The organism is Bacillus toyonensis BCT-7112, assembly GCF_000496285.1.
Classification (GTDB): domain Bacteria; phylum Bacillota; class Bacilli; order Bacillales; family Bacillaceae_G; genus Bacillus_A; species Bacillus_A toyonensis.
This window is the reverse complement of the sequence record NC_022781.1, coordinates 131,126-151,666: the sequence shown is the minus strand read 5'-3', so window position 1 is coordinate 151,666 and position 20,541 is coordinate 131,126. Positions and strand designations below refer to the sequence as shown.

At 31.2% G+C, this 20,541-nt stretch carries 21 protein-coding genes and 2 pseudogenes; 20 read left to right on the top strand and 3 right to left on the bottom strand.

What is annotated here, in order from left to right; translation table 11 throughout:
- The first annotated feature begins 312 nt into the window (after nt 1-312).
- The 3 genes and pseudogenes from BTOYO_RS00785 (at nt 313) to BTOYO_RS00775 (ending at nt 3,685) form a co-directional block, all read left to right on the top strand.
- Nucleotides 313-1,083, top strand: a complete 771-nt coding sequence (locus BTOYO_RS00785) for a GNAT family N-acetyltransferase (protein WP_000638746.1) — start codon at nt 313-315, stop codon at nt 1,081-1,083.
- A 548-nt stretch (nt 1,084-1,631) separates the two neighbouring features.
- Nucleotides 1,632-2,327 (top strand): CsxC family protein, encoded by a 696-nt coding sequence (locus BTOYO_RS00780; protein ID WP_001295000.1) that lies wholly within the window; start codon nt 1,632-1,634, stop codon nt 2,325-2,327.
- A 127-nt stretch (nt 2,328-2,454) separates the two neighbouring features.
- Nucleotides 2,455-3,685, top strand: a pseudogene (locus BTOYO_RS00775) (BC_2427 family protein).
- Nucleotides 3,686-3,919: 234 nt separating this feature from the next.
- On the opposite strand, the gene BTOYO_RS00770 reads toward BTOYO_RS00775, so the two are convergent.
- Nucleotides 3,920-4,351: a GNAT family N-acetyltransferase gene (locus BTOYO_RS00770; protein ID WP_000027173.1), complete on the bottom strand. Its 432-nt coding sequence runs from the start codon at nt 4,349-4,351 to the stop codon at nt 3,920-3,922.
- Between the two features lie 223 nt (nt 4,352-4,574).
- Between BTOYO_RS00770 and BTOYO_RS00765 the strand changes: the two genes are divergently transcribed.
- The 6 genes from BTOYO_RS00765 to BTOYO_RS00740 all read left to right on the top strand — a co-directional run bounded on the left by BTOYO_RS00765 (nt 4,575) and on the right by BTOYO_RS00740 (nt 10,101).
- Nucleotides 4,575-5,435, top strand: coding sequence for a DegV family protein (locus BTOYO_RS00765; protein ID WP_000538271.1), 861 nt, complete (start codon nt 4,575-4,577; stop codon nt 5,433-5,435).
- A 304-nt stretch (nt 5,436-5,739) separates the two neighbouring features.
- A complete protein-coding gene (locus BTOYO_RS00760) occupies nt 5,740-6,300 on the top strand; it encodes a GNAT family N-acetyltransferase (protein ID WP_000282372.1) in 561 nt (186 codons plus the stop codon).
- Between the two features lie 380 nt (nt 6,301-6,680).
- Nucleotides 6,681-8,270, top strand: a complete 1,590-nt coding sequence (locus BTOYO_RS00755; RefSeq protein ID WP_000544325.1) for a M3 family metallopeptidase — start codon at nt 6,681-6,683, stop codon at nt 8,268-8,270.
- A gap of 12 nt (nt 8,271-8,282) precedes the next feature.
- On the top strand, nt 8,283-8,957 hold the full coding sequence (locus BTOYO_RS00750; protein WP_000484702.1) for an HAD family hydrolase: 675 nt from the start codon (nt 8,283-8,285) through the stop codon (nt 8,955-8,957).
- 83 nt (nt 8,958-9,040) lie between these two features.
- A complete protein-coding gene (locus BTOYO_RS00745) occupies nt 9,041-9,499 on the top strand; it encodes a GNAT family N-acetyltransferase (protein WP_000651690.1) in 459 nt (152 codons plus the stop codon).
- 101 nt (nt 9,500-9,600) lie between these two features.
- On the top strand, nt 9,601-10,101 hold the full coding sequence (locus tag BTOYO_RS00740) for a DinB family protein (RefSeq protein WP_000392137.1): 501 nt from the start codon (nt 9,601-9,603) through the stop codon (nt 10,099-10,101).
- Between the two features lie 41 nt (nt 10,102-10,142).
- On the opposite strand, the gene BTOYO_RS00735 is transcribed toward BTOYO_RS00740, so the two are convergent.
- Nucleotides 10,143-10,559 carry a hypothetical protein gene (locus BTOYO_RS00735; protein WP_000726753.1) on the bottom strand — a complete coding sequence of 139 codons (417 nt, stop codon included), beginning with the start codon at nt 10,557-10,559 and terminating at the stop codon, nt 10,143-10,145.
- A 121-nt stretch (nt 10,560-10,680) separates the two neighbouring features.
- On the opposite strand from BTOYO_RS00735, the gene BTOYO_RS00730 reads away from it, so the two are divergent.
- The 3 genes from BTOYO_RS00730 (at nt 10,681) to BTOYO_RS00720 (ending at nt 14,698) form a co-directional block, all read left to right on the top strand.
- Nucleotides 10,681-11,328, top strand: coding sequence for a response regulator transcription factor (locus tag BTOYO_RS00730; RefSeq protein WP_000865955.1), 648 nt, complete (start codon nt 10,681-10,683; stop codon nt 11,326-11,328).
- On the top strand, nt 11,321-12,697 hold the full coding sequence (locus BTOYO_RS00725) for a HAMP domain-containing sensor histidine kinase (RefSeq protein ID WP_001037230.1): 1,377 nt from the start codon (nt 11,321-11,323) through the stop codon (nt 12,695-12,697). Before BTOYO_RS00730 ends, BTOYO_RS00725 begins: the two co-directional genes overlap by 8 nt.
- A gap of 204 nt (nt 12,698-12,901) precedes the next feature.
- Nucleotides 12,902-14,698, top strand: coding sequence for a Xaa-Pro dipeptidyl-peptidase (locus BTOYO_RS00720; RefSeq protein WP_000412267.1), 1,797 nt, complete (start codon nt 12,902-12,904; stop codon nt 14,696-14,698).
- 80 nt (nt 14,699-14,778) lie between these two features.
- Here the strand turns inward: BTOYO_RS00720 and BTOYO_RS00715 are convergent, their stop codons facing one another.
- The gene (locus BTOYO_RS00715; RefSeq protein WP_001086638.1) at nt 14,779-15,048 is read right to left on the bottom strand and encodes a hypothetical protein; all 270 of its coding nucleotides are present in this window, start codon (nt 15,046-15,048) and stop codon (nt 14,779-14,781) included.
- A gap of 204 nt (nt 15,049-15,252) precedes the next feature.
- Between BTOYO_RS00715 and BTOYO_RS00710 the strand changes: the two genes are divergently transcribed.
- The 8 genes and pseudogenes from BTOYO_RS00710 (at nt 15,253) to BTOYO_RS00675 (ending at nt 20,484) form a co-directional block, all read left to right on the top strand.
- Nucleotides 15,253-16,014 (top strand): class I SAM-dependent methyltransferase, encoded by a 762-nt coding sequence (locus BTOYO_RS00710; RefSeq protein WP_000490894.1) that lies wholly within the window; start codon nt 15,253-15,255, stop codon nt 16,012-16,014.
- A gap of 100 nt (nt 16,015-16,114) precedes the next feature.
- Nucleotides 16,115-16,674 (top strand): annotated as a pseudogene (locus tag BTOYO_RS00705) (AAA family ATPase).
- Nucleotides 16,675-16,819: 145 nt separating this feature from the next.
- Complete coding sequence (locus tag BTOYO_RS00700) at nt 16,820-17,083, top strand: hypothetical protein (RefSeq protein WP_000426647.1); 264 nt, start codon at nt 16,820-16,822, stop codon at nt 17,081-17,083.
- Between the two features lie 214 nt (nt 17,084-17,297).
- Complete coding sequence (locus BTOYO_RS00695; RefSeq protein ID WP_002038830.1) at nt 17,298-17,798, top strand: hypothetical protein; 501 nt, start codon at nt 17,298-17,300, stop codon at nt 17,796-17,798.
- Nucleotides 17,799-17,959: 161 nt separating this feature from the next.
- Complete coding sequence (locus tag BTOYO_RS00690; RefSeq protein WP_000789036.1) at nt 17,960-18,190, top strand: hypothetical protein; 231 nt, start codon at nt 17,960-17,962, stop codon at nt 18,188-18,190.
- Nucleotides 18,191-18,829: 639 nt separating this feature from the next.
- Nucleotides 18,830-19,264: a DUF4279 domain-containing protein gene (locus BTOYO_RS00685; RefSeq protein WP_000344615.1), complete on the top strand. Its 435-nt coding sequence runs from the start codon at nt 18,830-18,832 to the stop codon at nt 19,262-19,264.
- A gap of 236 nt (nt 19,265-19,500) precedes the next feature.
- Nucleotides 19,501-19,857 carry an FtsB family cell division protein gene (locus BTOYO_RS00680; protein WP_001228732.1) on the top strand — a complete coding sequence of 119 codons (357 nt, stop codon included), beginning with the start codon at nt 19,501-19,503 and terminating at the stop codon, nt 19,855-19,857.
- Nucleotides 19,858-20,157: 300 nt separating this feature from the next.
- On the top strand, nt 20,158-20,484 hold the full coding sequence (locus BTOYO_RS00675) for a DUF3870 domain-containing protein (RefSeq protein WP_000271325.1): 327 nt from the start codon (nt 20,158-20,160) through the stop codon (nt 20,482-20,484).
- Nucleotides 20,485-20,541: the final 57 nt, after the last annotated feature.

Here is a 20,541-nt window from a genome sequence, read left to right as displayed (position 1 = left end):
TAATCCCCCTTAAAAAGCTTATTTATAAATCAATCTTACAGTGATTCGACTGGATTGGGTATATGTTAAAATTTTATCAAAAAATATGTTTTATTTGGATAATAAGATATATATTTTAAAATTGAAAAAGTGAATTTTTATTTTTTGATTTGATGTTATAATGATTTTGTATTTGTGAATAATTTATAATTATATGAAAGTTAAGTCTAAGGGGTGTTTGCTTATATGCCGAATAAATGGATGTGTAAAAAGGGTATAAGTTACCTCATGAAAATGTAGAGTTATATTGATTTGTAGAAAGCAGGAATGTAAATGATATATGAAGCGAATATATATACTAGAAGAAAATTAGTTTCCATGTTCGAAGATTTTAATAATGTTATATTACTTTCTTATTTACAAGGACATATGGGAAGAGCCTGGGTAAACGATCTTGAAAATCCAACAGTAGCACAAGTTACAGTAGGGATTTTCACATTTTATACTGGAGATCCAAATGTGAAAGAAACAGAAGAGTTATTACGTAATATTCCTGAAAAAATGTTAGTAATCATAAATAGTGAAGAATGGAAAAAGCGTTTAGAAACATTTTATGAAAGAAAAATAGATAAGTTTTTACGCTATAAATTCAAACGTAATTCGGAAGTTTTTGACCGTTCAAAATTACAATCTTTTATATCAACACTTCCAAAAGGATACGAGTTAAGAAGAATAGATGAGCATATTGCAAATAATTCTACACTACATAAGCTTTCTGAAGACTTTACAAGTCAATTTCAATCGGTAGAAGATTATTTAAATCGAGGTATAGGTTATAGCATTTTGTATAATGGAGAAGTTATATGCGGTGCATCCTCGTATAGTATTTACGATAAGGGGATAGAAATTGAAGTTGCGACGGATCTGAACCATAGAAGAAAAGGTTTGGCGACCGTAGTGAGTGCAGCGTTAATATTGGATTGTTTAGAAAAGGGAAAATACCCAAACTGGGATGCAGCGAATACGACATCTGCCAAACTAGCAGAAAAGCTAGGATATGTTTTTGATAAGGCGTATGATACTTATTTTGTGGATAATAGATGAATGAGCAGAGATTGTAAGAGTTGTACAAAATAAAGAATTTAAAAAGGGAAAGACAAATGACTGGAATGTTTCGATAGCATTGTTAAAAACTCCTATGGAAATATTAGGGGATAAAATGATTATTTCAATAATAAGGAGATTTTATAATCTATTGAGTACAAAAACCGGCTTTTTTAGCCGGTTTTTATTTTTTATAAAGAGGACAATAGTCGTGATGTTCTGTTTTGTGGATAGTATTAAGTTGGCAGATGGTTCTTATTAAATGTATTCTTTGTTAGATAGAATAAAAGACTCTTGAAAAATTAATTTTGGAACACCTATTAGCTTTATCATAAAAAAGTCGAGAAATTCTATTTTATATAGGTAGATATCAGTATAGGCTCCATATATTAATTTATGTATTTTTAACTATCAAGAGGAATTGAAGCTTTTACTATGCAATTGATAAAAGTGACTATGATACAAACCCACGCATTAATAGAAAAAGTACATATACAGTAAAGAGAGTTAAAAAACTCTAAATTTTATTATAAAGGAGATTATAAAATATGAGTGAACAATGTCCAATTAATGTACCATGTCAGGTAGTAGGACAAACCCAAACACCATTAAGTGATGCACCTGTAACGCCAATTACTACTCCGGGAGCGCCAATTGTAAAAATACCGGTTGTATTAGCAGAAAGAACAATTCAAATTGTTGTAGAATCTGATATTTCATTAGATCCTCCAGCGGTTGAAATTAAACGTATCTTAAAAAATGCATTTTTAACACAATGTAAGTTAGTTCCTGTAGCATTTACTCCAGTACCAGGTACACCTTACCGCCGAGTTACAAGAGCAAAATTATTTGTACAAGGATATATTCGTAAAAACATTGAATATGCAAATGACGAGTGTAATGGTGTGCTATATGACCGCATTGCTAATGTTCCATTTTCTGGTTTTGCTGATTTAACAGCTGGTGATTTTCTATCACAAGCTATAGTGGCTGCTTCCTCAGATACTACTTCTCACTTTATTAATCCTAAAAATGGTGATCTACCACGTTTAGACAAATACTTCTTCGAAAATACAGTTTTTTATAATGAACAACCGTATTGCGAATTAGTCAGCGCTCAATTTTTTGAATTAGACTTTTCACCTTGTCCAACAGACCTAAACGAACCATTTGATACTCTTCGTGAAAAAATTGTACTAGATCTTACTTTAAAAGTTTTACAAGTACAACAAGTACAAGTATAAAACTAAAAAAGCATTGTCTTTGATAAAAAGACAATGTCTTTTTTATTATTATAAAACATATATAATGATGAAATGGTCGCGTACAAAAAACATATTTTTATGAATTTCATTAGACGGGGGGATGGTGATGAAAAATCCATGGGTTGGTCAGGAAATATGGAACAAAGTTTATAAAGGGAAAAAGCTGAATGTTCAAGATGATGCACGCGAAATAAGAAAAAAGGAAAAAATTGAAGAAACAGAATCAGAGAAAGAAGATAAAGCAATTGAATTAAAGAAAGAAAGTAAAAAAACAGAATCAAAAAAGGGAGATAAAGCGATTGAATTAGAGAAAAAAGTAAAAAACAGAATCAAAAAAGGGAGATAAAGCGATTGAATTAGAGAAAAAAAGTAAAGAAACTGAGTCGAAAAAAGAAGAAGAAACAATTGAATTAGAGAAAGAAAGTAAAGAAACTGAGTCGGAAAAAGAAGAAGAAACAATTGAATCAGAGAAAGAAAGTAAAGAAACTGAGTCGAAAAAAGAAGAAGAAACAATTGAATCAGAGAAAGAAAGTAAAAAAACAAAGTCAAAAAAAGAAGAAGCAGTTAAATCCGAGAAAAAGAGTAAAGAAACAGAGTCACAGAAAAAACGTCAAGATTCAGAATCAAAAATAGAGACCTTAGTACGTTCAAAAGTAGTAAAAACCCCATTTTCTATTATTTCAGATGTGACTAGTTTTATAAAATTCCCTAATATGAATGTGAAAAATCAAGAAGTATTTGTATTTCGGAATCAAAAAGATGAAAGGGGTTGTGAATTGGATACTAAGTTATTAACTACAGTGCAACATTATCAAGGAGAAGTTAATTGTAATTTAGTTTCTTCAAACCTTTATGAAAAGAGAGTGCTTTTAGAACTTTCTAATCAAAAAATAAAAAGTAATATGGAAGAGAATTGGGTAGGAACATCTTCGTGGATTCCTATACACGGAATAATTTTAGATAAGGAAGATGAAGGAGGAGTAAATAATTATATACCTGCGAAATTACCAATAGAAATAGGGAAGTATAAAGGTGAAATTAATTTACGAGAAAAAGTGGTATTTAAAGAAAAAGTTATAGAAATAAAAGAGGTGTCACAGGAAATTATTTTAACAAAAAATGAGTTTTTATTACCAAAAATAATAAGGAAAGGAAATAATCCATCTAAAATTGAAAAAGGGAGCTTACTCGTAGAAGGTTATATTTTTCAATGTATTGAATTTATATCGGAACGAAGTACACCGCATGATAACGCGTATCAGTTAATACAAAACCTTGTATTGGAATTAACTGTGCAATTGTTACAAGAACAGGAAGTTTGGGTGCGGATTAGATAATTAATCATCTCTACATCAATTAGTTAAAAATTTCTTCAGGAAAATGTATTAGAGAAACTTAAAAATAATGCTAGCAAGTTTGTAAATGAGCTTGCTAATAAGCGTTTGGGAAAGATATGAAATACAATTGATGGATCGCTTTAAAAAACTAATTCTTTTAATAGATGAAATGGATAAATCTTTGTTAAAACATGAGGTGTAACACAAAGTGTATCCACCCCCATTATAGAAAACTTACAATTTAAACAGTAATACATGTTTATCATAATGTTTTAAACACCAATTATATTTTTTTAGAATAATTGGATGGACAACTTCTTTCGTAGTATCGACCTCAGTATAGCCATATTTCTTATAAAAGTTTTCTAGTTCCTCAAAAGGAAGACAATACACATTTTGTACTTGTAATTTTTTCGCAGTTTCTACTAAAAATGAAACAAGTTCCCCAGCTAATTGTAGACCTCTAAATTTTGGGAGAATAAAAATCCCACCCATTTCTATAGTATTATCATCTATTTTGACTAGTCGTCCAACACCTGCGTACTCATTGTTGTATGTAATGATTGCAACTTTATCTCGCTTTAAATCGCTCCGTACAAATCCTATTGATTCGTATTGATTATTAATCCATTCTAGATCATTATATGTAGCCAGTTGAATACTCATATGCATCCTCCTTCAGAAAACTTTTACTATTTCCATTATACATAATATATTTTCAGGAAAAAGTGGTTAAAATGGCATGATTTTTATTAACAGTTCAAGTTTTGGAGAATAGTGCATACAATATAAAGTGTTTTCCTTTCTTCATTTAAGTTTTACGTATATAATTTAAAAGTACTATTTTTATTTTATTATTTTATATTTATAACAGAATAGAGGTTTAAAAATGGGTGTTAAAATCATTACGGATAGTGCGGCGGATTTACCGGTAGAATTGCTGCAAGCATATGATATTGATTTAATTCCACTCCGTGTATATGATGAAGCAGAAACAGAGTATTTAGATGGAGTTACATTAGAGTCAGTTACATTATTGCAAAAAATGAGAGAAGGCGCTGTTTATAGAACATCATTGCCTTCACTTGAAACTTTCCAAGAAAAATTTGTTTCTTATGCAAAAGAAGGTAACCCTTGTATATATTTAGCTTTTTCATCTGAACTGTCTGGTACATATCAATCTTCAATTGTCATTAAAGAGGAAGTAAAAGAAACATATGCAGATTTAGATTTGGAGATTATTGATACGAAATGTGCTTCGCTTGGTCAAGGGCTTGTCGTTTTAGAAGCTGCTAAAATGGCGAAAGACGGCGCATCAAAAGAAGATATTTTAAAACGTGTCGTTTTTTTAATGAACCATATGGAACATATCTTCACTGTGGCTGACTTACAGTACCTTGTTAGAGGTGGACGTTTAAGTAAAGTAGCAGGTTTTATCGGCGGTTTATTAAACATTAAGCCGATCTTAAATGTGGAAGAAGGAAAACTTGTACCACTTGAAAAGGTAAGAGGGAAAAAGAAAGTACTTGGCCGAATTGTAGATATTATGGAAGAGCGTGGGAAAGAACTTAAAGGTCAAACAATCGCAATGACTCATGGCGACGACTTAGAAACAGCTGAAGCGTTAAAAGCATTAATTACGGAAAGATTCGGCTGTGAAGTATTTATCGTAAATACAATTGGAGCAGCAATCGGTGCACATACAGGACCTGGCGTTATAACATTATTTTTCTTAAATGAAGTAGAGTAAAGGATTGATCTTTTGATCAATCCTTTTTTATTTTTAATCTGTGATAATTGGTCGATATGGTATTGGTGAAGTGATACTTATATCAGTAATCGTGTACAGAGATAATAAAGTTGTTTAAAAACGCCAGTCATGTTATTCAACAATCGAACTATATAACGAAACGATTTCTTGTCAAAATTAAAAATATTTGAAATAATTGTTATTAAGTTAAAGGAGGGCGATTACAGAAAAGGTGATACGACTTTCTCTTACTTAAGAATTGTGGAATAGTTAAAGAATCCGATTAATTATATTCCGAAAGGGTGTGTATAATATATTATCAACTAATGTTTTTACTTATAAATTTAAGGATGGACAAACAGTAATAATTAGAGAAGCTAAAGAACAGGACGCAGAAAGAATGCTAAATGCTGCTTCAAAAGCTTTAATAAATGCTCCATACATGCTAAGTACGGTTGAAGGTGTAAAAAAGATGAGTGTTGATGCTATTCAAAAAACGTTAAAAGCTTATCATGAAAATCCAAATTATGTACAGTTTATTGCTGAAGTTGATGGTAAGTTAGTCGGTGCAATCGATTTTAAGAACGGAAACAAAGAAAAAATTAGTCATCAAGGGGCTTTTGCGATGACCATACTACCTGAATATCGAAATTATGGTATTGGAAGAGCTCTTCTAGAAACGTTAATCAATTGGGCTAAAAATAACAGTAAGATTGAAAAAGTTTGTCTTGAGGTAATGGAAGATAATCTAGGTGCAATCCAGTTATATAAGAATCTAGGATTTTTTGAAGAGGGTAGAAAAGCAAAGGGTGTAAAATTGGATGACGGCTATCAAAATTTAATATTAATGGCTTTATTCGTTTAAAATTGAACATTATTCAACAATAGGCGCTATTGTTGAATAAAAATTAGATTTTCAAACGACTTTATTGTTATATTTTTAAGTACAGTGAAGTATCTTATATCGAAAATTATACATCTATATTTTAACCCCGTCCTAAATTTAGAACGGGGTTATGCTTGTTTTAGGTTTAAAAGTAAATAACTTTATTGTCTTTTTTACACATCGTATCATTCATGTGTTTATGCTATTTGTGATTGAGTGGTGAAAGAAACGAATATAAATCTAGTCCTGCTCATCAAAAAACGAAATATTTAAAGATATTAAAAAATTGTAGTTTCATATATAATTGGGTAGGGAGAAATATCTGTAACTATTTGTAAAAATAGGAGGCGGCTATAAAAATGCATGAAATTGCTAGGTGGGATTTAGATCGATTATATTCGTGTGAAGATATTATATTTCCGATATTAGAGTTGAAAGAACAATATATAGTGACAAAGGATGTGGAAATCCTTTCAAAACTTATACAGGCTATTGAAAAGGCAGAATACTATTTGTATTGCCGATCGGCTGAAGAAAGTGTTTCATCTGACAATACTATATTGACTGTGAAAGTAAAGGAACTAAAAAGTGAAGTACAGCAAGTAATACAACAAAGTGAGGTGGCAATTTCTGATAATATTAATACTAGGTTCATAAAAGATGAACTAAATGCGTGGGAAAATATGTACATACAATTAAGAAATAAGATAGAAATAGAGCACAATAATAAACAATTATCATTTGGTCAAGCAAATCATATTGCAATGAATAGTGATAATGAAAAGGAAAGGTTAGAAGTATTCGAGTTACTTACAAGTGCTTTGCATAAGGAAAAAGAAATCTTTGCTACTGTATTAAATCAAATAGGGCGATTACGTAATACAAAAAGTAACGAAATAGGGGATAGAGAGATTTTAACACAATCTCTCCAAGCGAATGAAATCTCTGAAACTGTATTATTACAAATGTGGGATGCGACAGAAGAAAATCTAGATAAATTAGCCAGCGTTTTAAAAGTGTATAAGAACGGAAAAGCTTTCATTACATGGCATGAACTTATGACAGTAAAGAAAAATAATGAGGCTATTATTCCTTTTTCAGAAGCAGTACAAAACATATATGATGCATTAAAAGATATTAATGAAGAATTGGCAGAATTTGCACGTAATGCGATAGAAAGTGGATGGGTAGATGCTGAACCGAGAGAGAATAAACCACCAGGTGGTTTTTGTGCTCCATTTTTCATTGAGAAAGAATCACGAATCTCCATGCGTTATGATGGGAGTATAGATAGTGTAAGAGTACTTGCTCATGAGCTAGGACATGCTTGGCATTTTTATAATATGAGTTTTGAACACTCTACTTCTTTTTTAGATGATTATTTGCCAATGAGTACAGCTGAATCAGCGTCTATTTTCTTTGAAACAGTACTCATAAACTATTTAATCGAAACAACAAAGTGTATAGATATGAAAAAGTCATTACTTAGCTGGAAAATAAGAAATACTTTTAATTATGTTATGGCCATTCGAGCATCATTTCAATTTGAGAAGAATTTTTATGAAAAATGTAAAGAAGGTCCCATAAGTGCTGACGAAATTGAGAAGTTATCTATATTGGCACAAGAAGAAGCATATGGACATGCTTTAAGTGAATATCAGCCGTTCGTGTGGATTAAATATATTCAATTTTATATTGCGGATGTTCCTTTTTACAATTATCCGTACACATTTGGATATTTAGCAAGTTTTAGTTTATTAGAAATAGCGAAGCAAAACTCAAGTACATTCCATTTAAAGTATAAAGAATTTCTACGAGAAACAGGAAAAGCTCCAGTAGAAGAGCTCATGAAAAAACATTTTCAAATAGATATAACAAGCTATGAATTTTGGGATAAAGCTTTTATACAAATTTCTAAAGATATTGATGAATATTTGCAGCTTATGTAAGGAGAGGATGACATGTTTCAAGCACTAATTTTCGATATGGACGGAACGTTATTTCAAACAGATAAAATTTTAGAAGTATCGGTAGATGATACTTTTAATCATTTGCGGTCACTACAATTATGGGATGCAGTAACGCCAATTGATAAGTATCGTGAAATTATGGGTGTGCCGTTACCGAAAGTTTGGGAGACGTTATTACCAGACCATTCTATTGAAGTGAGAGAACAAACAGACGCATATTTTTTGGAAAGATTAATTGAAAACATAAAGAGCGGAAAAGGTGCTTTATATCCGAATGTAAAAGAAGTATTTACGCACATAAAAGAAAATAATTGTTCAATATACATTGCTAGTAATGGCTTAAAAGAATACTTACAAGCAATCGTATCTTATTATGCTTTGGATCAGTGGGTTACTGAAACATGTAGTATTGAACAAATACAATCGCTAAATAAAAGTGACTTAGTCAAAACCATTTTGAGCAAATATGATATAAAAGAGGCAGCCGTAGTTGGAGACCGACTATCTGATATAAATGCAGCGAAAGATAACGGTTTAATTGCGATTGGATGCAATTTTGATTTTGCACAAGAAGATGAACTGGCTCGTGCCGATATAGTAATAGATGATTTAATGGAGTTGAAGGGAATATTGTCTGAAGTGCAGAATACGCATGCTACGAATTGAATAAGGTAACAACCATAAAAATGCTCAGAATAAATGATTCTTGAGCATTTTTATATATTTTTATATTAAGGGAGGGAATTTACTTGAAAGATATACATATTCAACAAATAGAAAATTTAATGAAATATGAAATTAGTCATCTCGTTCAGGACAGTAAGGAAGGAGGTTTTAACTTCCTAATAAAATTAATAAATGAATATGAAAACAAAATAAATGTATTTAATAAAACTGGAGAATGTTTATATGGTATTTTTCAAAGGGAAAAGTTAATTGGAATAGGAGGGCTAAATGAGGATCCATATACAGAAAATAATAAGATTGGTAGGGTAAGAAGATTTTATATTGCAAAAGAATACCGAAGGAAAGGATTAGGGAGGTTACTGTTAGTGCGAATTTTAAGTGATGCTAAAAAATATTTTAATATCGTTGTCTTAAATACAGATACGGAACAGGGTGACAAATTTTATACTTCGGGTGGATTTGTGAAAGGGAAAAAATATGTAGGAGCGAGCCATTATTTGAACTTATATAAAAGGATGTAGTGAATTATTATTTATCCACTTTGACAGAACTTTTGTTCTATTTTTATGTGGATTGATGATATAATTCATTTGAATCTATTATTAGAATGGGGAATTGGATGATGGAAGAAAATAAAATTATTCATGATTTCAATGAATATTCAATTTGGTTAAATACATTGAAAGGTATGAAAGAAGAATTGTGGGTGGCATCAATATCAGAGGGGAAATGGACTATTGGTGAGATTGTATCTCATATTATGAATTGGGATGAATGTCTTTTAAGTAAGGTCTTACCATCAGTGAGAGAAGGACAGGGAGTGGAGTTCCCTGACTTTAATACATATAATAAAATAGCCTCTAGTTATGCCAAATCGGGTATATCTAAGATGAAACTTCTTGAAGAAGCAAAAACAAAAAGAGAGTTACTCGTAAAAGAACTTAGTTTATTGCCTGCTGGAAATCTAAAGAAACCTGTAACTGCCAATGGAGTATCACATTGTCCTCATACTGGAACGCCGTATTCTCTTATATATATTATTAAAGAATTTGTAGATCATGATAAACATCATAAAAGACAGGTTATGCATTTTTTTAATGAAAATCAAGTTGTTAACCGATAAAGAAAGATCCTGCAAATGATATTTGTGGGATCTTTCTTAAATTATAATGTAACATTCATTTGTTTCAATAATCTATTTGGATTACCTTTTACATAATAAAAATGCGGATTATTCTCATCATCATATAGCATAATATAAGGTTTTTCATTTTGTGGGAGCAGTATAAGTACTTCGTCTATTGTAGTATGTAACCATTGATTCGTAATAGAAATAGGTTTAGATAAAGGGATTTTTATCATATGTCCATCTTTCGGAACGACGTTTAAGTTTTTAAATGGTCCAGTTATTGCTTTAGCGTATTGAACTGCTTCTTTTTGGATTGCTGGATCTAAAGATTGTTTTTGAATGACCATTTCTTTTTTGCAATCAAACACTTCAATTTGTTGATTTGTATTTGCGAGCACATTTGTTGATAATAGGAAGAAAAGAAGAGAAATGAACCCGATTTTTTTTTTCATAATACAACACCTCATCTTTACTATACCCTCAAAAGGTTTAAATATTTTTCTGTCACATACATGTAACAAAGAAGTTGTATGATACAATTGGTTTTTGTTTAAAAGTAATGGAGGATAAATTATGAAAGTATTGATTGCAGATGATGAACAAGATATGTTGAAAATTTTAAAAGCTTATTTTGAAAAAGAAGGCTTCGAAGTTTTATTAGCAAAAGATGGAGAGGAAGCACTTCAAATTTTTTATGATGAGAAAATAGATTTAGCTATTTTAGATTGGATGATGCCGAAACATAGTGGTATTACAGTCTGTCAGGAAATAAAAAAGAATTCAAGTGTAAGAGTGTTAATGCTTACGGCAAAAAGTGAAAGTGAAGATGAATTAGCAGCGCTTCAAAGCGGGGCAGATGAATATGTGAAAAAACCATTTCATCCAGGAGTACTAATTACCCGAGCGAAAAAGCTTGTACAACAGGATGATGTAATTCAAGTGCAAGATGTAAAGATAAATTTCGCCAAAAATAAAGTATATAAAAATGATATAGAATTAGATATTACAAAAACAGAACTAGAATTAATAAAGTGCTTTTTAAATCATAAAGGAATGATTTTAACGCGTAAAAAATTGTTAGATATCGTATGGGGATTTGACTATTTTGGAGAAGAGAGAACGGTTGATACACATGTGAGGAGATTGCGTAAAAAAATCGGAGAGAATATTATAAAGACGCATCGTGGTTTAGGTTATAGTCTGGAGGAACAAAGTGAATAAACTTGGAAAAAAGCTATTTTTCAGCATTTCTTTAACGGTTATTCTTATTTTTATGATCTCTTTATTATTAATTAATTATCTTTTACCGAAATATAATATTTATAAAACACGTGAAAACTTAAATAAATTTACAATGCAAATACAAAATACATCAGTAAAAGATTTAGAAGATGTTATCCATACAATTGAAAATGAAAGTAATGTTTCAATTGTGTATACGCCAATCAACCAGTCAATAGTTGATATGAACGAAGCACTACACACAAAACTTATGAGAAAGAAGGTAACATTAAATAAACTGTGGATTACGAAAGACGAAGTCATAAAAGTGAAAACGGAAGGGCAATCGAATAAACTATATGATCAAGGAAAGGTAAAAGCAAGCTTTTTTGCTAAATATATTGCGAAAGATGATACGATAATTTTAATTGGGACTTCTATTGCAAATTCAAATGAAATTATTAATACGTTAAATACATTCTACTTATACATTTTGTGTTTCTCAATCCTTCTCATTATTTTACTTGTGTGGATACTTTCAAAAACAATCACGACACCATTGAAAGAATTAAGTGATGTCGCAGAAGAAATTTCACGTTTGAAGTTTAAAAGAACGAAAGTGAAAACGAACGATGAAATAGGAGACTTAGCCAATAGTATCAATATTATGAGTGATAAATTGCATGAAGCACATCAAGATTTAACAGATCGTAATGAACATTTAAAACAATTTATGGGTGATATGACTCATGAATTAAAAACACCTATCGCATTAGTAAAAGCATATTCTATGGGAATAAAAGATGGTTTAGATGATGGTACGTACGTAGATACAATTATTAAACAAACTGATCAAATTTCAAATCTAATTGAAGAGTTATTACGATTTTCTAAACTAGAAAGAGATATATTACAAAAAGAAGAATTCCCTATTGAGCCACTAGTCCAAAGTATAATAGATAAACATAAGATTGAACTGGAATCGAAAGAAATCAATTTGCAAGTGAACAATACTGTTGGTGATACAATCATTTATGCAGATTTAAATAAAATGGGAATGGTGTTTCAAAATTTAATTTCTAATGCGATTAAATATACAACGAATCAAAATGTGGAAATTTATTTACAAAATAGAAACGATGGTATATATTTTCAAATTCAAAATGGTATTCATGCTGAACAAATTAAAGATATCGATAAAATTTGGGAACCATTTTATGTATTAGAATCTTCTCGTAGTAAAGAAAAATCAGGTACAGGATTAGGATTAGCGATAGTGAAAAGTATTTTAGAAAGACATGGTTTTGAATATGGAGTCTCTACTATAGATGGAGAGATACAGTTTGATATTTATATGAAGAAGGGCTAATTAAAAACTAAAAAACATCGTCTATTTTCAATAGGAGACGATGCTTTTTTATGATTATAAGACAGTATTAAGTGGAACTATATAATTTTGAAAGCTCGTAGGGAGAATGTTCTACAAATTTCTCAAGTTATTGTATAAAATATAAACTGAATTTTCAGTAATTTTGTTGTATAGTAAGAAGAGAAGTATTGGGGAGGGAAGGGCATGGAGAAAAAGAAAATTGCAATTACACTATCAGCTATTTTATCTTTATCAATTACATCAGGAGTTTCTACTATCACTGCGTATGCAGAAAATAAGGAAACAAACACTAGAAATGAAAATGGCGTTAAGTTAAATGGAAAAGTTTCAGAAGCATTACATTCGAACACAAAAATTGAATTAGAAAATGGGATGACAAAACCTATTTACTCACTTGATGAAGCGATTATTGAAAATTTGTTTGTAGAAACAGAAGTTGATAGTGATCGCGATGGTAAAAAGGATCGTGTATCAGTAAAGGTTATGCGTCCAAAAACTGATCCGAATGTGAAAGTTCCTGTTATTTATGAAATGAGTCCATATCGAGCTGGATTAAAAGATGTTCCTGTATATAATGTAGATGAAGAATTGTATGCGTATGAAGGAAAACCGTATGGAGCGGTTAATCTTGGTTCGTACGGAAACTATTACGTGCCAAGAGGTTATGCAGTTATTTTAGGAGAAAGTATCGGTACTGGAAAATCAGATGGCTGTCCTACGACTGGAGACGAACAGGAAATATTGGGGACGAAGTCTGTCATTGATTGGGTAAATGGGCGTGCGAAAGCATATACAGAAGATGGAAAAGAAGTAAATGCAAATTGGTCTACTGGAAATGTAGGTATGACAGGGGTTTCTTATAATGGTACGTTACCAAATGCTGTTGCGACGACTGGAGTTGAAGGGTTAAAAACAATTATTCCAATCGCAGCGATTAGTAGTTGGTATGATTATTATCGTGCAAATGGCGCAGTCATTGCGCCAGGTGGGTATCAAGGGGAAGATACAGATAATATGGCAGAAGCAGTACTAACAAGGGAAAACCCTGAAGTTTGCGGACAAGTTATAAAAGAGCTCACTGATGGACAAGACCGGAAAACTGGTAATTATAATGATTTTTGGGATAAACGTAACTATGTGAAAGATGCTAAAAATGTAAAAGCGAGCGTATTTGTCGTTCACGGTTTAAACGATTGGAACGTAAAAACGAAGCAGTTCGCGCAATGGTGGGATGCACTTGGAGAAAATGATGTACCTCGTAAAATGTGGTTACATCAAGGTGGACACGGCGGAACATCAAGTAATAACTGGCAGCAAACACAAAATAAATGGTTAGATTATTGGTTGTACGGAATTGAAAATGGAATTATGGATGAACCAATGGTTGATGTACAACGAGAAAATAAAACATGGGAAAAGTTAAAAAATTGGCCAGATCCAGCGGCTGTGCCGTCAAAAATCCGAATGTATTTAAGTAATAAAGCAGTCAATTTGCCATTAAGTATGGGATCTGCTAATAAGACTTTCTCATTCGTAGATGATGCAAAAATGAAATCAAACCAATTAGTAGCAAACCCGGAATTAGAAGTAGCAAATCGATTAGTGTATACAATGCCAGTATTGCAAAAAGATACACGAATAAGCGGTACAGCACAAGTTTCATTCAAAGGAAATATTGACCGTTCTGTAGCGAATTTAACAGCTTTACTTGTTGATTACGGTGGAGCAAAGCCTGAAATCGTCACGAGAGGCTGGATGGACCCGCAAAACTTAAATAGTATAAAAAATTCAACAGCACTTCAACCTGGAAAAGATTATACATTTACATGGGACATGCAGCCAGATGAATATGTATTTAAAGCAGGACATCAAATTGGGATCGTTTTAATTGCTAGTGACTATGATTATACAATTAGACCGAAAGCGGGTACGAAGCTTACAGTAAAATTAAGCGAAGTAATATTACCGATTGTGAAATAAATGATTTTTAATGAAGAGCTTACTATATAGTAAGCTCTTTAAATTTTGGGGTGTAATTGTTTATCAATACGAGGAGGCGATTATGAATTTCTATTAAAAATACTTACAACAAATAAAACAATTGCATTTAGGATTAAAATTCCACTAAAGGTAAGCCCAGCAGCACCTCCAGCGAAACCATCTCCAACTTTTTCACCAATTACATGCATAGTCGCGAAGAAAATGATGGGGGAAGAAAGGATGAAAATGCCACTGGCAATTTTCCATATTCGCCTATACTTCTTTGCAATAAAGAAAATTAGAGCATTAAAAGTGATAAGAAGAAAAAGAAATCCAATTAATGAATTCATCATATCATCCTTTCGAAATAAGTCTGAATTTTCGATTTCTATATATTCATTTTGAAGGAAATATTATACAATGTGATTATATTCTATGGAAAGCGAGTGATATAGTATGACAGTCAGCTCTTTCGAATTTTCATTAAAATTAAAGGTACAGGAAGATTAATTGAATTGAAATCTTCCGTACGTATAAAACGGAGGAGAAAATAAATGTTTAGTTTTTATAGTACACTTTGTACGGAACTTTATGATTACACAAAGCCTGTCGGTTATTCTTTAAATGGTGATATTGAGTATTATGAAGAACGTTTAAAAAATTGTAGAGGAAGAATTCTTGAAGCAGCTGTAGGATCAGGACGTGTCATTATTCCATTTCTTGAAGCTGGTTTTAACGTTGATGGGATAGATTATTCGCCTGAAATGCTAGATTCTTGCCGTAAGCGGTGTAAAGAGAGAGACTTACATCCTAATTTATATGAAGGAAGCTTACATCGATTTTCACTACCACATAAGTATGAGGCGATTATCATTCCTACTGGATCCTTTTGTTTAATTGAAAATCGTGAGGATTCTATAAATGCTTTGAAATGTTTGTATGAACATCTTAATCCAGGTGGGCGCTTAATTGTAGATCTTATACTTCCGTATGACTGGAAGACAGGTGAAATTCACACATCGACTTTTTCTCTGCCAAGCGGAGACGGAATTACGTTAGAAAAGAAATCAATTGAAATGGATTGGCTGAACCAAATTACTGTATCATATTTAAAATATGAAAAGTGGAGTAAAGGACAGTTAACGCAAACAGAACTACAACGTTTTGCAATGCGGTGGTATGGTATAGAAGAGTTTAAACTCCTTTTAGAAAGTATTGGTTTCTCTAACATTACTTGCTCTGCTGACTATGTATATGAAAAAGAGCCGTCAAATGCAAATCAAATGGTTACGTTTGAAGCTGTGCGAAAAAAATAGTACAGAAACTATTAATAAAAATAAGGCAATCGATACGAAATCGACTGCCTTATTTTCTATTTTATGTAATTGTTTATAGAGAGCGATAGGAGGGAAATAAATGAAATTCATATTAATATTTGGCCCACAAGCAGTTGGGAAAATGACAGTGGGGCAAGAATTAGCAACATTAACCGGTTTAAAACTTTTTCATAACCATATGACAATTGATTTAGTAAGTCCAATTTTTGATTACAGTACGAAAGAAGCAAAAAGACTAGTAAGTTTATTTCGTAATGAAATATTTGAAGAAGTATCTAAAAGTGATTTATCTGGAATGATTTTTACTTATGTATGGGCATTTGACCTCCAATCCGATTGGGATTATATACATCATGTAGTAAGTATTTTTGAATCAAAAGGTGGGACGGTATATTTTGTAGAGCTGGAAGCGGAATTAGATGAAAGATTAGAACGGAATAAAAGCCCGCATAGATTAGAACATAAACCGAAAAAAGAGATATTGAATGGTCTGAAAATAATTTAAAAGAAACGATGAAAAAGCATAGATTAAACTCTCTTCATGGTGAAATTGAAAAAGAAGAGTATATAAAAATTAATAATACTTACTTGAGTCCAAAAGAAGTAGCGGAAATGATTAAAGAGAAGTTTCGATTGTAAAATTTTTAAATGCTGATACGTTTTCATTGTCCAAGCATTCTTCTACTACCTACATATACTATTTATGTTAAAATCGGTCACTATTTTAAACAGGACTGCTATTTTAATATATATATAACTATTCAAGGAAAAGGGGAGAATAAATTTGGAAAACGAAGAACAAGGAAGAATTGAAAATCAAGTGTATTCTAATCGGGTAGTTAGATCAGAATTTGATGAGAATTGGGAAACGTGTATTTCAAAAAGCGGTTATGTAATCTATGTAGCTACAAGTGATCATGCGGAAGTAATAGTACTTCTTGCAGATGGTTCAAGTAAATTATTAATCTTTGGAAAAGGCGGTAAAGTAGTAGTAGGTGGCGGCGGAACGAGTCATTACAGCAAACCACATATTGCAAGAAATATATAAGGTAGAACGTGTTTATTAAAAAGACACTCGAAAACGGTTAGCCACTCATGTTTAGAACATGGGTGGCTAACCGTTTTTATTTGTTTAAGTGATTTTAGAAAAACTTAATTTATTATTAACTTATGCATCATTCATATCATTTCGTCAAATGAATGTCACATAAAGGCTTTATAGTGTGAGTAGGAAGTGAAGTATACACAAAGCAGGAGATGAAATGATGAAAAAAGCGTTGCAATATATATTCATATTACTTACGTTAGTAACAGTAACGAATGCTCTTTATTCAAAATATGAGAAGTATAAAGAGATTGAAAATAATAAGAAAATAATTGGTGAAGTTGCTAAGAGGTATGATATTCCAGATTGGATTCCACTATCTATCGCAGACCATGAAACAAAATTGAATCGAAAAGCGATAGGGGATAAGGGCACATCATTTGGATTATTCCAATTGCATCGGGGCGGATTAGCACCAGCCTCTTTATCTGAAGAAAGTTTAATGGATTCACAAATCAATGCAAAAATAGCAATCACTAATATGGTCAAATCATATGAGCGCGGTGTGAAAAAAGGATTAAAAGATTGGGAGTTATTAAAATATGTCGCTAATACATCAGGATGGCCAGGTAATTTAGGAGAAGACTGGACGGATAAAAACACGAAATATAATATAGGTTTGGAACAATCATATAAGCAATATAAGAAAGTGAATTAAGAAAAGCATTTCCTATTTTGGGAAATGCTTTTTCTATGTTATAGTATAATAGTGTTTTAAAATGATGTTATTTTAGTATACTTCAAATTTTGTTATGTATTATTTTTATATTAAATAATCATTTAAAGTATTTTTTTATATAAGGAGCAATAATTAGAGAAATGAAAAATATAGACTTTATACTAGAAAGTGATGAGACATTAAAACCGTCAGAACGATTAGTACTATTATTATTAGAGAAGCATAGAATGTTATATACAAACGATCTATTGGCATTGTCTAATTTATCATATAAAACATTAACGGATTCATTAACTGCCCTTGTTTTAAAATCATATGTGTTAAAGGAAACAGGTAAGGGGAGAAGGCAAAATTGTTATAGATTAGTATGATAAGTCTGCTCATTTTAGAGGGTTTATACGTATTTTTTTCAAATGAAAGGTTAAAATACATTTTAACTTTCAAATGATAAATGTTTATTAGGCAGCTATTTTTTGATATGCATAATGTGCTCGGTTTTTTAATATATATTTTTATTTCATTATTATAAATCAAATTCAGTTAAGGTAAAAACGATTAAATTATTTAAAGAATTATAAAAATGAAACATAAAAACAATCCATTTGTTAGATGGATTGTTTTTTATTGGGATAATAAATTATAAAAATAATAGTATTATGTAAACAATTTTAAATGGAGAAGTAATGCGCCGTTAGTAATAGAGTTTATCACGCTATTTGCCGGGAAGTAAAACTCCCACCTCAAAACTCGGCTGGGGCAAAGAAGTTAGGTGGGAGTGGGGCTGGACCGATTGGTGAGGGCTGATAATCAGTGGGGGTGAACATAACCTACATTGATTAAAGTTTTACTTTATAAAAATAAAAATGTTATATCTTAATAAAAAGATGTAATTGTAGAATGATTCATATTAATATTAGTTATAGGTTGGCATAAAATTCAACTTGTAGTCTGTAGTAAAATGGAACGATTGAATTAAATAATAATTTATTTTTAATAAAGGTGTGAGATTAATGGATGAAACGCAAGTAATAGTTTATTTCAATCTGTCCGGAGATGAATTTCCAGTAGAGGTTGTTTCTGAAAGATTGCAAGTAAGCCCAACTATAAGTTATAAAAAAGGGGACATAATTAGAAAAACAAACGAAACTGAAAACATAACAAGAAACTATACATCTTGGCAAATAAGTACAGGATATCAGGAATCATTAGATGTAGGAGATGTAATGGAGCAAGTAATTCTAAAACTAAAAGATAAGTCAGCCATTATTAATGAACTAAAAAGAGAATTTGGATTAGAATGTAGATTCACTATTGTAATTAAAATAAATGATGGCCATACACCAGCTGTTCATTTAGATAATCCAGTAATTGATTTTGCTAACAGTATTAAAGCTGATTTTGATATTGATTTATATGCGAATCCTTATGTTGAGGAGATAAAATAAAGTGCTAAGTAAAAAAACTCTTCTACAATAGTAGAAAAAGAATAACATAAACTACTATTTTATTGCAGCATACATAAAAAATCTCGATGTAAATATGGAAATGTCGTCGAATGCTATCTTTAATTGGTTAATTTGTGAGATATTTTTGTGAAGGAACTTATTTTATAAGAATAGAATTTAGTTTAGTAAGAAAACGTGCCTATGGTAGTGAAAAATATGGGTTGGGGGGACTTGAAATGAGGAAACTCAAAAGAGTAAATGTTCCTAATATACCAGAGCAACTATCACAACCTAGTGACAATCGTACTATAAACAAAAAGAAGTTAAGACGACTTATTTTAATGGTTCTTTTTATTGCAGCGACTACTTTGTATGTTCAATATATTTTAACGAAACAGCAAGAGATAATAATGAATAAAAAAGATACGATTACAAATCAAAAGAAACAATTAGTTACATTAAAGAAGGATCAATCGTTTCTAAAGACTAACATTGAGAATTTAACGGATAATGAAGAGGAAATTTTGAAGTTTGCGAGAAAAGAGTACCAATTTTCTAAGTCAAATGAAACGATTTTCGTATTACCAAAGTAATGAAACAGTTAGCGTTGGCTAACTGTTTTTTATTTGTAAATGAAGTACGAAAACAAAAAAGCTAAATTTTTGCATGGTACAAGGAGTTCTAACATAATGTAAGATGTACAGTTGAAGCCATTACATCAATGGAATTCAATTATCCATAATTATGAAATATGTGTAAAGATAAATGTTGTTAAAATTCTGATAATTTTATATAATATTCGTAAGCGGATACATTTTTTAATGAATGTTGAGTTTATCGCTCGTACGACTATTAAGAAACCCGTTATCCTTGTATAAGAAAGGAAGATAGCTGTGTATGCTTCAAATACAATTTATGTCGTAGGGGATGCGAAAGCGCCTCAAAATAATCCCATTACGGAAAAGTTTAAAAGCTATTTTGTAGCTTTTGTACTTGTGAAGGAGACAGGGGAAATTGTAGATGCAGATTGCTCAGCGACAATTGCATTAACATCTCAATTCGTTAAATATTTATTTCTACATAAAAATATTAATGATCCAGCGCTAGTAACAGAAATAAAAGATCGTTATTTCGGTTCATCTCAAAAGGCATTATTAGTAGCGCTAAAAGATGCGAAAAAAAAATATAATCAGATTGCTGCTTTGTCTACTCAATCATAGACAAAATCCAGCCGTAAGGAAGTTCTTGCGGCTGGATTTTTTTATTGGACAACGAAA